Annotated in this window: 20 protein-coding genes; 12 read left to right on the top strand and 8 right to left on the bottom strand. The window is 71.1% G+C overall.

What is annotated here, in order from left to right; all coding sequences use genetic code 11:
• The first annotated feature begins 123 nt into the window (after positions 1-123).
• From ACIGXE_RS11490 to ACIGXE_RS11480, 3 genes are all read left to right on the top strand, one after another.
• Positions 124-471: a transcriptional regulator gene (locus tag ACIGXE_RS11490; RefSeq protein ID WP_399745913.1), complete on the top strand. Its 348-nt coding sequence runs from the start codon at positions 124-126 to the stop codon at positions 469-471.
• On the top strand, positions 468-1,139 hold the full coding sequence (locus tag ACIGXE_RS11485; RefSeq protein ID WP_399745912.1) for a nucleotidyl transferase AbiEii/AbiGii toxin family protein: 672 nt from the start codon (positions 468-470) through the stop codon (positions 1,137-1,139). The genes ACIGXE_RS11490 and ACIGXE_RS11485 overlap by 4 nt, the downstream gene beginning before the upstream one ends.
• Before the next feature lie 189 nt (positions 1,140-1,328).
• Positions 1,329-1,985, top strand: coding sequence for an excalibur calcium-binding domain-containing protein (locus ACIGXE_RS11480; RefSeq protein ID WP_399745910.1), 657 nt, complete (start codon positions 1,329-1,331; stop codon positions 1,983-1,985).
• A 493-nt stretch (positions 1,986-2,478) separates the two neighbouring features.
• Here ACIGXE_RS11480 and ACIGXE_RS11475 read toward each other — a convergent pair whose 3' ends face one another.
• Positions 2,479-3,852: an FAD-dependent oxidoreductase gene (locus ACIGXE_RS11475; protein ID WP_399745908.1), complete on the bottom strand. Its 1,374-nt coding sequence runs from the start codon at positions 3,850-3,852 to the stop codon at positions 2,479-2,481.
• A 169-nt stretch (positions 3,853-4,021) separates the two neighbouring features.
• Between ACIGXE_RS11475 and ACIGXE_RS11470 the strand changes: the two genes are divergently transcribed.
• Together ACIGXE_RS11470 and ACIGXE_RS11465 are read left to right on the top strand one after the other, a co-directional pair.
• Positions 4,022-4,384: an ArsR/SmtB family transcription factor gene (locus ACIGXE_RS11470; protein WP_399745906.1), complete on the top strand. Its 363-nt coding sequence runs from the start codon at positions 4,022-4,024 to the stop codon at positions 4,382-4,384.
• The gene (locus ACIGXE_RS11465; RefSeq protein ID WP_399745904.1) at positions 4,381-4,881 is read left to right on the top strand and encodes a GNAT family N-acetyltransferase; all 501 of its coding nucleotides are present in this window, start codon (positions 4,381-4,383) and stop codon (positions 4,879-4,881) included. Before ACIGXE_RS11470 ends, ACIGXE_RS11465 begins: the two co-directional genes overlap by 4 nt.
• Here ACIGXE_RS11465 and ACIGXE_RS11460 read toward each other — a convergent pair.
• The 4 genes from ACIGXE_RS11460 to ACIGXE_RS11445 form a co-directional block, all read right to left on the bottom strand.
• Positions 4,869-5,429: a DinB family protein gene (locus tag ACIGXE_RS11460; RefSeq protein WP_399745902.1), complete on the bottom strand. Its 561-nt coding sequence runs from the start codon at positions 5,427-5,429 to the stop codon at positions 4,869-4,871. The genes ACIGXE_RS11465 and ACIGXE_RS11460 overlap by 13 nt on opposite strands.
• A 95-nt stretch (positions 5,430-5,524) precedes the next feature.
• Positions 5,525-6,586, bottom strand: a complete 1,062-nt coding sequence (locus ACIGXE_RS11455; protein WP_399745900.1) for an ArsO family NAD(P)H-dependent flavin-containing monooxygenase — start codon at positions 6,584-6,586, stop codon at positions 5,525-5,527.
• Entirely contained in the window at positions 6,583-7,353 is a 771-nt protein-coding gene (locus ACIGXE_RS11450; RefSeq protein WP_399745898.1) for an aquaporin, read from the bottom strand. The genes ACIGXE_RS11455 and ACIGXE_RS11450 overlap by 4 nt, the downstream gene beginning before the upstream one ends.
• Before the next feature lie 38 nt (positions 7,354-7,391).
• On the bottom strand, positions 7,392-7,706 hold the full coding sequence (locus ACIGXE_RS11445; RefSeq protein WP_399745896.1) for an ArsR/SmtB family transcription factor: 315 nt from the start codon (positions 7,704-7,706) through the stop codon (positions 7,392-7,394).
• A gap of 63 nt (positions 7,707-7,769) precedes the next feature.
• Between ACIGXE_RS11445 and ACIGXE_RS11440 the strand changes: the two genes are divergently transcribed.
• Positions 7,770-8,192, top strand: coding sequence for an arsenate reductase ArsC (locus ACIGXE_RS11440; RefSeq protein ID WP_399745894.1), 423 nt, complete (start codon positions 7,770-7,772; stop codon positions 8,190-8,192).
• Positions 8,193-8,262: 70 nt separating this feature from the next.
• On the opposite strand, the gene ACIGXE_RS11435 is transcribed toward ACIGXE_RS11440, so the two are convergent.
• Positions 8,263-9,153, bottom strand: coding sequence for a ketopantoate reductase family protein (locus tag ACIGXE_RS11435; RefSeq protein WP_399745892.1), 891 nt, complete (start codon positions 9,151-9,153; stop codon positions 8,263-8,265).
• A 130-nt stretch (positions 9,154-9,283) separates the two neighbouring features.
• A complete protein-coding gene (locus ACIGXE_RS11430) occupies positions 9,284-10,459 on the bottom strand; it encodes an MFS transporter (RefSeq protein WP_399746353.1) in 1,176 nt (391 codons plus the stop codon).
• Positions 10,460-10,514: 55 nt separating this feature from the next.
• Between ACIGXE_RS11430 and ACIGXE_RS11425 the strand changes: the two genes are divergently transcribed.
• The 6 genes from ACIGXE_RS11425 (at position 10,515) to ACIGXE_RS11400 (ending at position 14,981) form a co-directional block, all read left to right on the top strand.
• Positions 10,515-11,924, top strand: coding sequence for a PLP-dependent aminotransferase family protein (locus ACIGXE_RS11425; RefSeq protein ID WP_399745891.1), 1,410 nt, complete (start codon positions 10,515-10,517; stop codon positions 11,922-11,924).
• Positions 11,925-12,162: 238 nt separating this feature from the next.
• Positions 12,163-12,384 carry a hypothetical protein gene (locus tag ACIGXE_RS11420; protein ID WP_399745889.1) on the top strand — a complete coding sequence of 74 codons (222 nt, stop codon included), beginning with the start codon at positions 12,163-12,165 and terminating at the stop codon, positions 12,382-12,384.
• A 680-nt stretch (positions 12,385-13,064) separates the two neighbouring features.
• On the top strand, positions 13,065-13,268 hold the full coding sequence (locus ACIGXE_RS11415) for a cold-shock protein (RefSeq protein ID WP_399745887.1): 204 nt from the start codon (positions 13,065-13,067) through the stop codon (positions 13,266-13,268).
• A 294-nt stretch (positions 13,269-13,562) separates the two neighbouring features.
• Positions 13,563-13,850: a CBS domain-containing protein gene (locus tag ACIGXE_RS11410; RefSeq protein WP_399745885.1), complete on the top strand. Its 288-nt coding sequence runs from the start codon at positions 13,563-13,565 to the stop codon at positions 13,848-13,850.
• 80 nt (positions 13,851-13,930) lie between these two features.
• Positions 13,931-14,227 carry an SCO5918 family protein gene (locus tag ACIGXE_RS11405; protein WP_399745883.1) on the top strand — a complete coding sequence of 99 codons (297 nt, stop codon included), beginning with the start codon at positions 13,931-13,933 and terminating at the stop codon, positions 14,225-14,227.
• A 415-nt stretch (positions 14,228-14,642) separates the two neighbouring features.
• A complete protein-coding gene (locus ACIGXE_RS11400) occupies positions 14,643-14,981 on the top strand; it encodes a MerR family transcriptional regulator (protein WP_399745882.1) in 339 nt (112 codons plus the stop codon).
• 14 nt (positions 14,982-14,995) lie between these two features.
• On the opposite strand, the gene ACIGXE_RS11395 is transcribed toward ACIGXE_RS11400, so the two are convergent.
• Positions 14,996-17,176 (bottom strand): MMPL family transporter, encoded by a 2,181-nt coding sequence (locus ACIGXE_RS11395; RefSeq protein WP_399745880.1) that lies wholly within the window; start codon positions 17,174-17,176, stop codon positions 14,996-14,998.
• Positions 17,177-17,314 lie beyond the last annotated feature (138 nt).

The following is a 17,314-nucleotide window of genomic DNA, read 5'->3' as shown; positions in this document are numbered from 1 at the left end:
AGGTGGAGTGACCTGCCCTTACGGCGGGATTACCGCCACTGCGGCCAGGTGGAAGCTCTGAGCCGGGGGTTCCCTGTGCCGGAATCACCCGGCCGCCCCGCTCCCCTGCGGAATAATCAAGGCATGGCAGCCACGCCCAGCGTCCCCGAGCTCCGCCGCACCAGATTCGCCCGGCGGCTTCCTGCCGAGCTCTCGGAGCTCGCCGGCCCCGCCCACGGCCAGGTCGACCTTCCGCTGCACCTTGCCTGGTCCGGCCTGTCCCGCTTCGACCTCGACCAGCCCCGATTGCGGATGAGCTGCTATCGGATCGTCCTGGCCGAAGGACAGCACGACGACCTGGTCCACTACCTGAACCGGGAGCTGCTCGTCGCCATGTGGCCTGTCCTGCGCACCCTGATCAGCCGGGACGTCCGTGACGTCTGGGAGAACGCCTTCGACGAACTGCCGCCCGACGCCCAGGCTGCTGCGTGAATCTCACGGAACTGCACCGGCGGCTCCTCGCGGATGTCCTCGCCGTCGGCGACGCCTACCCACTCGTGCTCACGGGTGGCTACGCCGTCCAGGCCCACGGACTGGTCGACCGGCTCAGCAAGGACCTCGATGTCGCCACCGAGAACCCGGAGCCGATGGAGAAGATCGCCGCCACCGTGCGCGCCGGGCTGGAACAACGCGGATGGCACGTGCGGGGGTTGGAAACCGACCCGCTGTCCGCGCGGCTGATCGTCACCGACGCCGCCACAGGCGAGGAGTGCGAGGTCGACGTCCTCAAGGAAGCACTCTGGCGTCCGCCGGTGAAGACCGAGCATGGCCTGGTGCTCTCGCTGGAGGACGTGGTCGGTACGAAGGTCCGCGCGCTGGCGGACCGCGGCCTGGCCCGAGACCTTATCGACGTCAGGGCCGCCGCTGACCGCTGGAGTCACGTCGAGCTCGAAGAGCTCGGCCGCCGCCACGCCCGCGACAGCTTCGACCTCTCCGACCTTCAGGCCCGGCTCTCCGGGGCGGACTGGATCGACGACACCGAATTCGCCGCGTACGGACTCGACGACCAGCAGACCGTCGATCTGCGTCAGTGGGCTCAGGAGTGGGCCGATGACATCGCCGAGAGGCTCCAGGAAGCGGAAGGCCCGCCCGACGACTGATCGCCTGGCACCGAACACGCCGAGGAAGCGGCGCGTCCCGAGGCAGCCGACGTGCCCGAGCCGGATGCGCCGGCCACTTGGCGTGCGCCGAGCGATTCTCCTTCGCCTCGACGCGTGTCCCCACGCGTTGCTGTCCCGACAGGGGCAGCGCAGTCTGAAGGAGGAGGCCTCGTGTCATGAGGTGACGCCATGAACCGCCGCACTCATGTGGGGGCGTCTTCGCTGCTGCTGACCGCACTACTGGGCGTGAGTGGCTGTGGGGGCGGCGAGTCGACGCCCGCGCGCAACGCCACCACGGTGACCGAGACCGTGACTGAACCGGCGACGCCACCGCCACCGTCCACAACACCGGCGCCCGCCCCGACGAGCCCGGAGCCCGTGTCCCCATGGCCGACGAATCCGCCGACGACCGCCGACGCGTCAGCCGTCGTCCGCACGTATTTCGCTGCCATCAACGCGAAGGACTACCGACGGGCCTGGGACCTCGGGGGCAAGAACCTCTCGGGCTCCTACTCGGCCTTCGCCGATGGGTTCGCCGCTACCGCCCACGACACGGTTCACATCCTCGGCACAGCCGGCGACACCGTCTCCGTGAGGCTGGAGGCCGCGCAGGCCGACGGCTCGCTGAGGATCTACGAAGGCACCTACACGGTTCGCGGCGGCACGATCGTCGGCGCTGACGTACACGAGGTGACCAGGCCGGAGCGGCCTCCCTCCCCCTACTACGAGGACTGCGACGAGGCACGAGCCGCAGGCGCCGCACCTATCCATAGGGGCGAGCCCGGATACGCTCCGCACCTCGACCGAGACGGGGATGGAGTGGCCTGCGAACCGTATCCACCATGACGCACACGTTCTCGGTGCCCCAAGCCCCCGGACGGCTGGTCGCCTACGGGTACCGGCTGCGGGACAGAATTCGGCACCCTGCCCGCCAGGTCGCCGCTCGTGGTGTCCAGAAGCAGCAGCGGCGCCTTCCCCTCCTGCGGAGGACCGTGCCACAACGTGCCACCAGGGGCGGTAAACAGCGGTCACCACAGGGCGGACGAAGCAGTCAGGACGAGGTCATCGCCACACGTTTTCGCAGGTCAGATGCCATATAGAGGTCAAGTGCCGGATGATTCCCAAGCGAGCGTTATGGCGCGGGTTCGATTCCCGTCATCCGCTCCAGAGCAAAGCCCCAGGTCAGCGACCTGGGGCTTCTGTGTCGTCCAGACCGGTCCAGGGCTCCCGTGCCACATCCGTGCCAGAAGGCCGCCTTCTCCGAGGACTGGCCGGCGCGCACCATCGTGTCCTGGGTGTGGCCCCGGACTGGGTCCATCCGCTACGCGTTCCTCAGCTGCTATCCGCAGGAAGGCGTCTGGTCGGCCGTGCCGAGCTGGATGAGTGCAGGGGCCGGAGCGCAGCAGCCGCCGCCATCGGGCTGAGCGTCGTTGTCGGGCTGGTCGAAGAGGCCGGCGCCGCCGCACACTCCGGTCTCCGGGAGGACGAGTTCGACGCGTTCGGCGGACTCGTGGTCGCCGGCGATGGCGGCGACCACGGAGCGGACCTGCTCGTAGCCGGTGAGGGCGAGGAAGGTCGGGGCGCGGCCGTAGGACTTCATGCCGACGAGATAGACGCTCTCCTCCGGGTGCGACAGCTCCTTCACGCCGTGCGGGTAGACCGTGCCGCAGGAATGCTGGTTCGGGTCGATCAGCGGGGCGAGTCCAACCGGGGCCTGGAGGCGCTCGTCGAGGTTGAGGCGGAGCTCGTCCAGGAAGGACAGGTCGGGGCGGAAGCCGGTGAGGACGACGACCTCGTCGACCGGGTCGAGACGGCGGCCGTCCTCGGCCACGAGGACCAGGCGGCCGTCGGCGTCGCGCTCGATCGCCTCCGTGCGGAAGCCGGTGACGGCGTCGGCGTGGCCCTTGTCGACGGCGGCCTTGGCGGCGAGACCGAGGGCGCCACGGGCGGGGAGCTGGTCGGCCGTGCCGCCGCCGAACGTGGAGCCGGAGATGCCACGGCGCAGGATCCAGACCGCCTTCGTCCCTTCGCCGCCCTCGGACTCGGCCAGGTCCGCGAGCGACGCGAGAGCGGTGAACGCGGAGGCGCCCGAGCCGATCACGGCGGTGCGCTTGCCCGCGAAACGGGCACGGACGGCCGGGCCCTTGAGATCGGGGACGCGGTAGGTGACGCGGTCGGCGGCGGCCTTCTCGCCGAGGGCCGGCAGGCCGGAGGCGCCGGCCGGGCTCGGGGTGGACCAGGTGCCGGAGGCGTCGATCACCGCGCGAGCGAAGAGCCGCTCCTCGCGTCCGTCGGCGTGGGCGACGTGGACGACGAAGGGCTGGTTCTCGCGGTCGGCGTCGACGATCCGGTCGCGGCCGGCGCGGGAGACACCGGTGACCGTCGCACCGAAGCGGACCTTGTCGCCGAGGACGTCGGCCAGCGGCTGGAGGTACTTCTCCGCCCAGTCGCCGCCGGTCGGATACGTCTTCGCGTCGGGCTTGACCCAGCCGGTGGGGGCCAGGAGCTTCTCGGCGGCAGGGTCCGTGACCTCGCCCCAGGTGGAGAACAGCCGGATGTGCGCCCACTCGCGTACCGCCGCGCCGGCGGCCGGTCCCGCCTCCAGGACGAGCGGTTCGAGGCCACGCTCGACGAGGTGGGCGGCGGCGGCCAGGCCTGCGGGCCCGGCACCGATCACGAGGACGGGCAGCTGGTCGGTGACGGTGGCGCTCACGACGGTTCCCCTTGCTTCGACGCTTGTCGATCTCTTCGTGGCCCAGGATGGCACTCGACATCGACAAACGTCAACATAGACATTCATCGAATCTGCATGGTCAGGAGCGCCCCTCTCTGAGCGAACCGACGACCTCCCGCCCTGGTTCGACGTGTGTCAACATAGATGCATGTCGAATGCCACCGTGTTGCCGCTGCTGGAGCCCGAGGTCGAACCGTGCTGCCCGCCACTGGCCGAGCGCCCACTGACGGCCGAGGAGGCCGAGCGAACGGCGAGGATGTTCAAGGCGCTCGGTGATCCGGTCCGGCTGCGCCTGTTCTCGTCCGTCGCCTCGCACGAGGGCGGCGAGGCATGCGTGTGCGACATCTCCGACGTCGGCGTCTCCCAGCCGACCGTCTCGCATCACCTGAAGAAGCTGAAGGAGGCCGGGCTGCTGTCCTCCGAGCGGCGCGGCACCTGGGTGTACTACCGGGTCGAGCCCGCCGTGCTGGCCGCCATGGGGCAGCTGCTGACCAAGGCGGCCACCGCGTGACCACCTCCGCCCTGGCGGTGCCGCTCACAGCGGCACATGCCGACGAGGTGATCGCGATCTACCAGGCTGGCATCGACGAGGGGAACGCCACCTTCGAGACCACCGCTCCGACCTGGGCGGAGTTCGACGCGGCGAAGCTGCCCGAGCACCGCTTCGCCGCCGTCGACGAGACCGGCCGAGTCCTCGGCTGGGTCGCCGCCACCAGGGTCTCCGACCGGTGCGCGTACGCCGGCGTCGTCGAGCACTCCGTCTACGTCCACCCCGACGCCCGCGGCCGGGGCGTCGCCTCCACGCTGCTGAAGGCGCTGGTCGACTCGACCGAGGCGGCGGGAATCTGGACCGTCCAGTCCGGCATCTTCCCCGAGAACGCCGCCAGCCTCGCCGTCCACGAACGAGCCGGCTTCCGGGTGATCGGCACCCGCGAGCGCATCGGCCGCCACCACGGTGTCTGGCGTGACGTAGTGCTGGTCGAGCGCCGCAGCCCTCACATCGACTGACGCCTCTCAGCCCCGCCGCCAAGGGTGAGCTGGCGGTGGTGGAAGTCGAAGTGCCGAGTGGGATACCGGTAGAGGTCCGCAAGGGTCATGAAGTCCTCGAAGAACGGGTCCCACCGCACCGGAAAGTGCATGCCTCGCGCCAGATCGCGTTCGGACTCCTTCGCGAGCCGCCCCGCCAGCGAACCGGTGATCCAGTCGAACGCCGTGCCCATCCTGCGGAGCCCGAACACCCTCACCGCCCCGCACGGCCCGAGGTAGTTGATCACGTCGAAGGGCCGCGTCCCCGCGTCGAGCACCCTGGCGAACGCCTTGCTCGCGCTCCGGGGCAGGCGTGCGAAGCCGCGTACGAGGACCAGCAGGACGCGCGTGACGAGGTAGCCGAAGAGCATGTGCCACAGCAGCTGCTGATTGGTCCAGCGAGTACCGCTGGTCGGACGGGCAAGGTCGGACGGTGTGGCCTCGTCCAAGAGCGCGTGGAAGGTCCGACGGGCCTTGGCGTAGCCGTCGAGAACGGCCTGCCGGTCCAGCGCCGAACGACCGACTGGCATCACACCGCTCCCCTCGGAGCCTCGGTCTCCCGGGTCCGGATGATTCCCGCCGGGATCGCCGCAGAACCCAGGGCTTCCTCACGTGCTCAGCGGGCTCACACGGCTCCGAGCAGTTCGGCAATCGTGCGAACTGCTTCGCGAGCGGGACGACCGACGCCGATGAGGGTGGCGGAGGCGGGGCCGGTCCAGTCGCCGTAGCCGAGGAGATGGAGCCGGGGTTCCCCGATCGCCTGGGTGCCGGCCGTGGGAATGCGACCGCGAGGACCGCGCAGACCGAGCGGGGCCAGGTGGGAGAGGGCGGGGCGGAAGCCGGTGCACCAGATGATCGCGTCGGCACCAGCGGTCATGCCGTCGGCCCAGGCGACCCCGGTCGCGGTGAGCCGGGTGAACATCGGCTGGGCCTTGAGCAGACCGGCGTCGCGGGCTTCGCGCACGGGCGGGACGGCGACGATGTCGCCGAGGGAGGCGACGCCGCCGGTGTCGGTGCGTCCTTCGTCGAGGGCGCGACGACGGGCGGTGGCGTGGTCGAAGAGGGCACGGCCGTCGATGTCGTCGGCGAGGTAGCGGGGTTCGCGCAGGGTGACCCAGGTCAGGATGGTGCCGTACGCGAGGTCGGCGGCGATCTGGGCGCCGGAGTTGCCGCCGCCGACCACGATCACCCGCTGCCCGGCGAAGTCGCGCGGTCCGCGGTACTCGACCGTGTGGAGCTGGGCGCCCTGGAACCCCGTACGACCGGGGATCGCGGGGACGAAGGGGCGTGACCAGGTGCCGGTGGCGCTGATGACCGCCGCGGCCCGCCACGTACCGGAGTCGGTCTCGACGCGCAGGAGTTCGCCGTCGCGGTGGACGCCGGACACACGCACGGGGCGGTGGGCCGGGAGGCCGTACCGCTGCTCGTAGTCGGTCAGGTACGAGACCACGTGGGCGGCGTCCGGATAGGTCTCGCCCGGCTGCGGGGGCATGAGGCGGCCGGGCAGGGAGGAGTACGCGGCAGGCGAGAAGAGGCGCAGGGAGTCCCAGGTGTGCTGCCAGGCGCCGCCCGGCGCCGGCTGGGCATCGAGGATCACGAAGTCCAGGCCCAGGCGGCGCAGGTGGTAGCCGGCGGCGAGACCTGACTGGCCGCCGCCGATCACCACCACGTCCACGGCCTGGGTCACTCCGTGTCCGCCCTGCCGCGCATGAAGACGACCGCGACCAGGGCCAGGCCGACAGCCGCTCCGATGATCTGCATCCCGACGAACGCCGGGACGAAGGCGGGGGCGATGCCCGCGAAGGTGTCCGTGAACGCCCGCCCGATCGTCACGGCGGGGTTCGCGAACGAGGTCGACGAGGTGAACCAGTAGGCCGCCCCGATGTACGAGGCCACGGCGACGGGCGCGAAGCGGAGACGGTCCGTGCGGGCCAGGCCGAAGATCAACAGGATCAGACCGGCCGTCGCCACGACCTCGCCGAGCAGGAGATTCCCGGCCGAGCGGTCGTGCGTGGACCACTTCACGAGCGGCTCGCCGAACATGGCGTCCGCGAGCACCGCGCCCGCGATCGCACCGATGATCTGGGCAGGGACGTACACGGCGAGCTCGCGGGCGTTCACGCCGGCGCCGCCGCGACGGGCGGTCCACCACTCGGCCAGGGTGACGGCCGGGTTGAAGTGCGCGCCGGAGACCGGTCCGAGCAGGGCGATCAGTACACCGAGCCCGAAGACCGTGGCGGTGGAGTTGGCGAGCAGCTGCAGCGCGATGTCGTCAGTGAGCTCCGTGGCCTGGATGCCCGAGCCGACCACGATCGCCACCAGGGCCGCCGTGCCAACGAGCTCGGCGGCGGCTCGGGCGGCGAGCGGGGTACGGGGCGGGGTGGCGCCGGGCGCGGGCTGCGGCGACGTCTCGGCGGCCATGGCGTCCCTCGCGGCGGGCTCGGTGGCGGTCACGGGCTGGGGCTCCTCGGCAGGTAAGGCACAGGGCAGGATCAGGGGCAGGAACGCTTGAAGTTCGCCTCGGCGGTCAGGCGGGCGGTCTGCGCGAGAGCGGCGAACTGGCCGGCGAGCTGCTCGATGACGTCCGGCTTGAGCCGGTAGTAGGTGAACCGGCCGCACGGCTCCGTCTCCACGAACCCGGCCTCGCGCAGGACTCTCAGGTGGTTGGAGAGGTTGGTCTGCTTGGCGCCGGTCTCCTCGACGAGGTGGGTGGTGCACAGCGTCTCGCGGGCGAGCAGGGTCACGATCTGGAGGCGCAGAGGGTCACCCAGCACCCGGATCAGATCAGTGTCGACTGACGTCATCATGCACTGATACTCTCACATCACCCTAGACTGATATCATTCAAGGCTGATTCCGAGGAAGCTTCCATGCCCGAGACCCCGCTCGCCTCCGTGCTGTTCGTCTGCGTGCACAACGCCGGCCGCTCCCAGATGGCCGCCGGATTCCTGCGCCACCTCGCCGGAGACCGCGTCGAGGTCCGCTCCGCGGGCTCCCTGCCCGGCGACCGGGTCAACCCGGCCGCCGTGGCCGCCATGGCCGAGCTCGGCATCGACATCTCCGACCAGCAGCCCAAGGTCCTCACTTCCGAGGCCGCCCAGGCGTCCGACTACATCATCACCATGGGCTGCGGCGACGCCTGCCCGTACTTCCCCGGCAAGACCTACCTCGACTGGCAGCTGGAGGACCCCGCCGGCCAGGGCGTCGAGGCCGTCCGCCCCATCCGCGACGAGATCAAGAGCCTCATCGAGGGCCTGATCGCCGACATCGACGCCAAGAAGGCACAGGCTTAGCACGGGTTCGATTCCCGTCGTCCGCTCTTGAACGAAGGCCCAGGTCGGCGACCTGGGCCTTCGTCGTTGTCTAGACGTCGATCGCTGTGGAGGCCAGCTCTGCGACGAGGCGTGCGGTCATCGGGGTCTCGATCCCGTGCGTGGCCGCGGCCCGTAGGACGGCCCCGCCGATGGCGTCGAGTTCGATCGGGTGGCCGTTCTCCGCGTCGCGCTGCATCGAGGACTTCATCGTCTCGGGCGCCCGGTCGAAGAACGAGAGCACGGCCTCGGCGGTCACCGGTGCGCCCGCTGCCCGAGCCACCGCGGTGATCTCGTCGAGGACGGCAAGCAGTTCCGACCGCCGCTGGTCGCGGATCACGCCCACAGCGGCCTGGTGGCGCGTGGTCAGCAGGGCGAACGGGGCGAGGAAGGAGAGCTTGTCCCAGAGCATCGCGCTCTCGTCGGTGCGCAGGGTCACGTCGAGGCCGGCGTGCCTGAGGCGGGATGCGAGGTCGACGAGCGGAGCCGCCAGTTCGAGGGCGGCGAAGGGGCTGGTGTGCGCGATGCGTCCGGGCGCCGTGCGCGTGGCCTCGACCCTGATGGTTCCGGCCACGACCTGGCCGGTCGGGTATCGCCGGCGGAGCGCTGCGACGTGGTCGAGTCCGTTGAGCAGCGGTACGACGACACCGTCGCCGAGAACCTGCGGCGGAACACGGTCGACGGCGGCGGGCAGGGTGGTTTGTTTGACGGTCACGAGCGTGACGTCGACCGGTTCGCGCAGCGACGTGTCTGCTTCGACCGGAGTGGTGAAGTCGCCGTACCGCGCGCTCCGGACGCGCAGACCGTCACGGCGCAGCACGGCAGTGGTCTCCTCTCCGGCGAGGCAGATGACGCGGTGCCCGTCGCGGGCCAACAGGCCGCCGATCAGGCCGCCGACTCCGCCGGGTCCGAGGACGGCCACCCTCATGGTGGTGCTGGTCATGTGAGCTCCTGTTCGTGGAAGACCGTGCTCATGGGGCGGTCTCGTCGCTGAAGGCGGTCAGGTCGTCGACGAACGCGACGACGCGTACGGGTGGCGGAGCCTTGGCCCCGGCGGCATGTGGTGGTGCCGGTCATCGGCCGGCGCCGTCGGCCAGGCGGTCGCGCCAGGCCGGGACGAGGGCGGTGAGCATCAGCGCGGCGGTGAGGGCGAAGGCCCAGGGGTAGCCGGTCCGGGCGGCGAGGATGCCGAAGCCGACGGCCCCGGCGGCCATGCCCGCGTCGTAGGCGACGTTCCACAGGGCGCTGACGGTGCCGTAGCCGGACTCGGGGACACGCGCGTACATCAGTGACAGCGTCACGTTCTGGGTGGCTCCGAATCCGACCCCGAACAGGGCGACGCCCATGACGACGGCGACCGGGCTGTGGGTCAGAGCGGTCAGCAGCGTCCCTGCGGCCGAGACGACCAGGCCGGGCACGACGAGTGAGGCCGGTCCGTGCCGGTCGCCGTGCCGGCCCGCGACCCAGCGGGCCACGGTCGCTGCCGCGGACTGGACGAACAGGGCCACGGCGACGGCTCCGGTGGAAGCCGACGGGACGGCGAGGGGCAGGAAGGTGACGATGATTCCGGCAGCGAGCGCGGTGGCCGAGAAGACGACGACGGGTCGCAGAAGCGCGGCTGTCCGGAAGCCGGCCAGCACGCCGATCGACCGCCCCGAGGCCGGCTCTCGGTCCGGCACTCCCGGCACCGGGACGACAGCGGCCAGCGCGGCCACCGCGCCGGCGGCGCACACCGGTCCGTACCCGACGTGCGCTGCCCACCACACTCCCAGCGGCAGGGCCGCCAGCGACGGAACCCCGGACACGATGCCGACCAGCGCCAGCCCTTCACCACGGCGCTCGGGCGGGATCAGCGACGCCGTCAGAGCACCACCCGCGACGACCGTGACCCCGAAGCCCAGACCGCGCACGGCACAGACCGCCGTGATCCACACCGTGCTCCCGGACGCGGTCAGCACCAGCGCGGGCGCACCGAGCAGGACCAGCCCCGCCGCCAGCGGCGGGCGGTAACCGAAGCGGGTTACGAACCGGGGAGCGGCCAGCCCGCCTCCGACCGTCGCGAGCAGCAGCGCACCCGAGGCCAGTCCCGCGGCATGACCGCCTCCGTACGCCTCGGCGTAGAGGGGAACGACGGAGAGCAGCAGGTAGAAGCTGGTCGAGGCACCGATGACCGAGACGAAGCGCAGCAGCAGGGCCCGTGTCACCAGCGCCGGCCGCGAACCGGCTTCCTCGGCCTGAGAGTTGATCATCCTGGTCACACGACGAAGCTAGGGGCCGGGCGGACCGCCAGTAAGATCCGATTCCATGCCTCTGGAGTGGTCCGGTCTGTCGCCCGAGCTGCTGCTGGTCATCGACCGGGACAGCGGCGAGCCGCTGCGATCCCAGCTGGAAATGCGGCTGCGGGACGCGATCCGGACCGGGCGGCTGCAGATCGGCGAACGGCTGCCGTCCTCCCGTGAACTCGCCCGGGCGCTCGGGGTTTCGCGCGGCCTCGTGCAGGAGTGCTACGCGCAGCTCCAGGCCGAGGGATACCTCGTGACACGCGTCGGCTCGGCCACGCGGGTCGCCGCCGGAGCGGGCGTACCGTCGGCGCCCACGTCACCGCCCCCGGCGTCGCCGTCACCCCTGGTCGCCGACTTCCGGTACGGCGTCCCCGACCTGAGCAGCTTCCCGCTCGCCGACTGGCTGTGGGCCACGCGCGAGGCGGCCCGCACCATGCCGGCGGCGGCGCTCGACTACGGCGACCCGCGCGGAAGTGCGGCACTGCGCGAGGTCATGGCCGGATATCTGCGGCGGGTGCGCGCCGCCGCGGCGGATCCGGAACGGATCGTGATCTGCTCCGGCTACGCGCAGGGCCTCGGTCTGGCCCTGTCCGCCCTGGCCAGGACGGGTATCCGTACGGTGGCGTACGAGGACCCCGGCTCACCGGCCACGATCTCCTCCGCTGCGGCCTCGGCGGGCATGTCGGCCACCCCCGTGGCGGTCGACGAGCGCGGGATCGACGTACAGGCACTCGCCAGGACCGACGCCCGCGCCGTCGTCCTGACCCCCGCGCACCAATGGCCCACCGGCGTCGCCCTGACGCCCGAGCGGCGGCTCGCACTGATCGAATGGGCCAGGAGGCGGGACGCCGTCGTCATCGAGGACGACTACGACGCCGAATTCCGCTACGACCGGGAGCCGGTGGGCGCGCTGCAGGGACTCGCCGCGGACCGCGTGATCTCCATCGGCACCGTCAGCAAGTCCCTCGCGCCCGGGCTGCGCATCGGGTGGATGCTCTGCCCTCCCGCGCTCACCGAGCTGATCGTCGAGCACAAGCGGTTGAACGACCGCGGGTCCCCCACGCTCGATCAGCTCGCCCTCGCGAGACTGATCGAGTCGGGACGCTTCGACCGGCACTTGCGCCGGATGCGGACGACCTACGCGGCACGTCGTACCGCCCTGGTGGCAGCGCTCGCCGAACACGCCCCTGACGTCGCGGTGACCGGTCTCGCGGCGGGCTTCCACGCGGTGGCACGCCTCGACGGACCGGCCGACGAACAGGAACTCGTCTCCGCCGCCCGCGCCCGGTCCGTCGGCCTCTACGGAATGAGCCCCTGCCGTTCCTCGCACGCGACGGAGCCGGTGCAGCTGATCCTCGGGTTCGGCAACGTCGGCGAACGTGCCGTCACGGCAGGCATCACGGCGGTCGGCGGCCTGCTCAGGGGCCGATAGCCCGCGTCACGTGTCGGTTCCCGCGCGTCTACGGCAGGGGGCGGACGGAGCAGCCAGAACGGGGCCCGGTCCCGACGTTAGCGCAGGTCAGAGGACGTATACGGGTCAAGCGCCGGGTGATTCCCGAGCGTATGGCGCGGGTTCGATCCCCGTCATCCGCTCCGGGATCCTTCTCGGCTACCGCGCGCTGCGGACGTGAACGGCCGTGGCGGAGACGCGTGGGCGCATACTGGTGGCAATGACAAAGCCAGGTGCACCGAAGCGCTTTTTGCCCACCAGCCCCTTCAAAGCCCCGGTCACGCGGCCTCCTCAGCAGTTCGCCGTAGGCGACCAGGTCACCCACGACGTGTACGGCCTCGGCCGGGTCATCGGCATCGAGGACGGGATAGCGACGCTCGTGGATTTCGGCTCGACGCAGGAGCGGATCCTGAGTCCGTACGCCAAGATGAGCAAGCTGTAGGACCGCCGTGCCCGGTCACGGCACACCAGATCCGTTCATGGACCCGCAATGAAGAGGACCCTGTCATCGACCTGACCTCACCGTTCTCCGCTCCGGTAGAGGCGCCCCCCTGCGCCGCCGCAGCATCACCGCCTCCCACCACCAATCCCTTCCAGGCGCCCGACTTCGGGGAGGTCGATACCTTCCTGCTCGACGAGGACGCGCAAGCCTCCGCCTCCGGCACGAGCGCGGCCCGACGCGCGGCAGGCTAGCTCCCCCTCGTGACGACGGCTTCGGCATCGGGCCACGAGGCGTGTCCGTTTCCGTCTCCGTCCACGGCGTGCGCCGACCGGCTCCGCGCGGGTGCGATCCTCCTTGGCCCGTGGCGTTCTGTCGCCCTCCGGATCTCTCCACGCCGCGAACGAGTATCTGTGCCGGCGGGATGAGAATGCGCGGGGTGGCGCAGACAGGCTTTTTGGCGGCCGGAAATAGCGGCGGCATTGAACCGGAAACGAACGAGTTCGCATGCTAGTCTCGATTTCAGTTGCAGTTGTGGTTCCCGAAACTTCAAGTGCCCTCAGTGCGCCCACCGGCCGCTGGGAGCGCTTTTTCGTCTCCGGTCTCTCCGGCGGGGTAATCATCGCGGCGACACAGCATCCGCACAGTGCGGATGCCGATGAGCCCCCAGAAAGAGATATGACATGAGCAATGGCACCGTGAAGTGGTTCAACGCGGAAAAGGGCTTCGGCTTCATCGCGCAGGACGGTGGCGGCCCCGACGTGTTCGCCCACTACTCGAACATCGCCGCCCAGGGCTTCCGCGAGCTGCAGGAAGGCCAGAAGGTCACCTTCGACATCGCGCAGGGCCAGAAGGGCCCGACGGCCGAGAACATCGTTCTCGCCTGACGCGACGCACACGACGTGGCTGGGGCCCGCATCCCTCGGGGTGCGGGCCCCAGCCGCATTCTTCTCCCCGCCGACCCGGCTTTCCTGCCCGTTCGAAGCCTCCTTGAAATTCGCCTCGTCATTCGAAGGCCAGAGAATTCATGGGTGCGCACCACGTCGAGGCACGCGGGCGGACCGGGGCCGGGTGGATTCCCCGATTCCCCGTCGTGCACTCCGGATCCCCGCCCCCGTGGCCAAGAGCCCTCCTGCCCGGGGGCCGACATTTTCCTCTCCCACTCCCACCAGGAGCCGCATGTGACGTCGACTCAGACACAGCTCCACCCTGCGCACACCGCCGGCAGCCCGCCCGCGCACCCGACCGACGAGGCAGAGCCGCATGTCTGGGACGACATGACCGTCGAGGTGGCCCTGGCGGTCATGCGCGGCGCACGCACCGGACGCCTCGTCGTCCGGGACGACGACGGCCGGCCCACCGGCCTCGTCACCCGGGCCCAGCTCAACGGCTTCCGCGCCACCTCCGCCTACACCGACCGGGTACAGCTGCGTGACCTGTGCCCCGCGAGCTCTCCGTCCCGCCCCTGACGACGCGGGCCGACGCCGAGCACACCCACCCGCCCCACCGCCGTACCGGTCACTCCCGTCCCCGTCTTCTGTGAGGTCCTATGCGCTGTGTCATCGCCCGCTTCCCGTTCGAGCTCACGAAGAGCGGTGTCCTGGAGACCATGGCGGGCGTCAAGCCCGAAGCCGTCAACGGCGAATCCGTGGTCATCGGGCGCCGTGAGTACCCCGCCATGCAGGTCGGCGCCGTCATCACCCGCCAGGACCGCCGCGACTTCAGCGCCCGCGAGGTCGTCCGTGCCATGACCCGGCTCGGCTTCACCTGCCGTACCCGCCCCGCGGCCGCGGACGGCCCGCTTCGGCAGGCGTCCGCCCTGTTCGGCCCGCCCACGGTGGTCTGACCCCGCGGCGGGCACACATCTCTCACGAGAGGCGGGGGCCGACCGCGTTCACGCCGGCCCCCGCTGTCGTCCGGACGTCCTCGCGTGGAGGCGATGCCCGCCCGACGGAGTCGCGCGGCGGAGGGCCTGCGGACGTCAGCCGTGATGCGGGCACGCCCGGGATGACGGTCACGGCCCCGTGGTACCGGCGGTGCGGACGGGGGCACTACCCTCGGTGAAGGCGTCGGGGCCCCGATGCACACCGGAAGGTTGGGCGGAGGGTATCCGTGCCCCAGCGGACACGGCGCCGCGAGGAGCGCGCCAGGGCGTGGCTCCGCGTGCGGACCGTCCTCGGATCACCGTGCCTCTTCGGACCTCTGCTGTCCGAGGACACCGGAGCACAGGTCTCCTCGGCCCCTCCCTCAGAGAGGTGAGAATGACAGCAGACGACGCTCTCGGCCGTCTCGACGACGACGACTACCCCGCCTACACCATGGGCCGGGCCGCCGAGATGATCGGCACGACCCCCGGGTTCCTCCGCGCCCTCGGGGAAGCCCGCCTGATCACGCCGCTGCGTTCCGACGGCGGCCACCGGCGCTACTCCCGCTACCAGCTGCGCATCGCCGCGCGCGCCCGGGAACTCGTCGACCAGGGCACGCCGATCGAGGCCGCCTGCCGCATCATCATCCTCGAGGACCAGCTCGAGGAAGCCCAGCGCATCAACGCCGAATACCGTCGCGCGGCGGCCGAAGGCGAGCCTCCGGCCGAGAGCTGAGCGGCGCCGGCGCTTCAGACCCTGGCCTCCTCCCTGGCCCCGGCCGTCGCGGTCGGGGTCGTCTTCGGCGTCCGGCGTCCCGGCATCCACCAGTTGGCCTTGCCGCACAGTTCCATCACCGCGGGGACGAAGATCATCCGGACGACGGTGGCGTCGACGAGCACGGCGACGGCCATGCCCAGGCCTCCCTGCTTGACGGCGACGTCGGGGCCGAGCAGCGAGGTGGTGAAGACCGCGATCATGACGGCGGCCGCGGCCGTGATCACCTTGGCGGTCCGTGCCAGCCCCGTCGCGACGGCCGCGCGGGTGTCTCCGGTGCGCTCGTACTCCTCACGGACCCGCGAGATCAGGAAGACCTGGTAGTCCATCGACAGGCCGAACAGGACCGGGAACATCATCATCGGGACCCAGGTCGAGACCGGCATGGCGGCGGGGAACCCGAGGGCCGTACCGAGCCATCCCCACTGCACGACCGCCACCAGCACTCCGTAGGCGGCGCCGATCGACAGCAGGTTCATGACGGCGGCCTGCAGGGCGATCGTGACCGACCGGACCAAGGCGATCAGCAGCACCATGGACATCGCGACGACGACCACGATCATCAGGGGCAGGCGCGAGCCGGACTCCTCGGCGGTGTCGATGGTGCCGGCGTTCGGTCCGCCGACGAGGACCTGTTCGCCGCCGGCGGTCCGGGGCAGCACCTCGTCGCGGAGCCGGTGCACCAGGTCCGTGGTCGCCTCGTCCTGGTACCCGGTCGTGGGGAAGGCGACGAAGGTGACGGCCTTCCCGTCCTCGCTGACCCGGGGCGGCGTGGCATAGGCGATGCCCTCGGTCCTGCCGACCGCTTCGACGACGGGGCCGAGGTCGGCGTTCCGGGAGTCCACCTCGGAGGCGAAGACCAGCGGTGCTCCGTAGCCCGGACCGAAGCCCTCGGAGAGGATCTCGTACGAGACGTAGCTGCTGCGGTCGCGGGGCTGGACGCTGGCGTCGGGCTGGCCCAGCCGCATCGACAGCGTGGGCGCGGCCATGGCCAGCAGGATCCCGCCGGCGAGGACTGCGGCGACCAGCGGCCTGCGCTGCACCGCGCCGGCCCAGCGCTCGGCGGGCGTCCGGCGCTCCCGGGACGGTGCACCGGCGGACCGGCTCCGCCGGGACGCGCGGCGGGGCAGCCGGAGCGTGTTGATCCGGTGTCCGGTGAAGCCCAGGAACGCGGGCAGCAGCGTCAGGGCGGCGATCATCGTGACCAGCACCGTGAGGGACGTGGCGACGGCCAGCCCGGTCATCAGCCGCTGCCCCATGACGAGCAGGCCCATCAGGGCGATCACCACGGTCGTGCCGGCGAAGAGCACCGCGTGCCCCGCGGTGGTCATGGCCCTGACCGTGGCGCTCTCGGGGTCGTCGCCCTCCTCGAGGCCGTCCTTGTAGCGGGTCACGATGAACAGCGCGTAGTCGATGCCGACGCCGAGCCCGATCATCGCGCCGAAGGTGAGCGCGAAGTTCGGCGCGGGCACCAGGTGCCCCACGAGCTTCATCAGGGCGAGACCGCCCACGATCGCCAGGAGCGCGGTCGCGATCGGCAAGCCCATGGCGACCAGTGATCCGAAGGCGATGAACAGGATCACCGCCGCGGCCAGGAGGCCCACGCTCTCGGCCGGACCCTGCGGGGGCGTCTCGGCCTTCTCCGCCATGTAACCGCCCAGCGCCAGCGTGACGCTGCCGTCGGAGGCGTCCTTGACCGTGTCCACCAGGGGCTTGACCTCGCTCTTCTCCACCTCCTTGGCGCTGAGCGGGACGGTCGTGCGGGCGATGCGACGATCCCGGGTCACCAGGCTCCTGTCCTGGTACGGCGAGACGACCGGTCCGGTGACAGGTGAGGCGGCGAGATCGGCGACGACCTTCTCGACCTTCCGCCGGACGGCGGGGTCGTCGATCCCCTTGTCCGCCTTGATCGCGAGAGTCAGCCGGTCCCCCTGCTCCTTGGGGAAGTGCTTCTCCATCAGCTGCTGCGCCCTGGCCGACGGCGAGTCCCCGCCGGAGAAGTCGTTGTCGGGCGCGGCGCCGTAGCCGAAGCCGGCGAACGCCACGGCGATCACCCCGACGACCCAGATCAGCAGGACCAGGCGGCGGCGCCGGAAGCAGAAGCGGCCCAGTCCCGCCAGGGCCCTCCCGGCGCGGGCGGTCTCGGTGGCCGTCATGCGACCACCCCGGCCGGCGCCGTCGGCGCGGCCCCGCCGCCCACGGACCGCCCTGGGGTCAGGGCGCGGGCATCGGCGGCGAGCGGCGGGACCGAAGCGCGCGCGGCCGCTGGTACGGCAAGCACGTGACGGACGGAC

The sequence above is a fragment of the Streptomyces sp. NPDC053431 genome (assembly GCF_044544925.1).
GTDB lineage: Bacteria > Actinomycetota > Actinomycetes > Streptomycetales > Streptomycetaceae > Streptomyces.
Note: the sequence above shows the minus strand (reverse complement) of the source record. Positions and strands in the feature narration are given on the sequence as shown.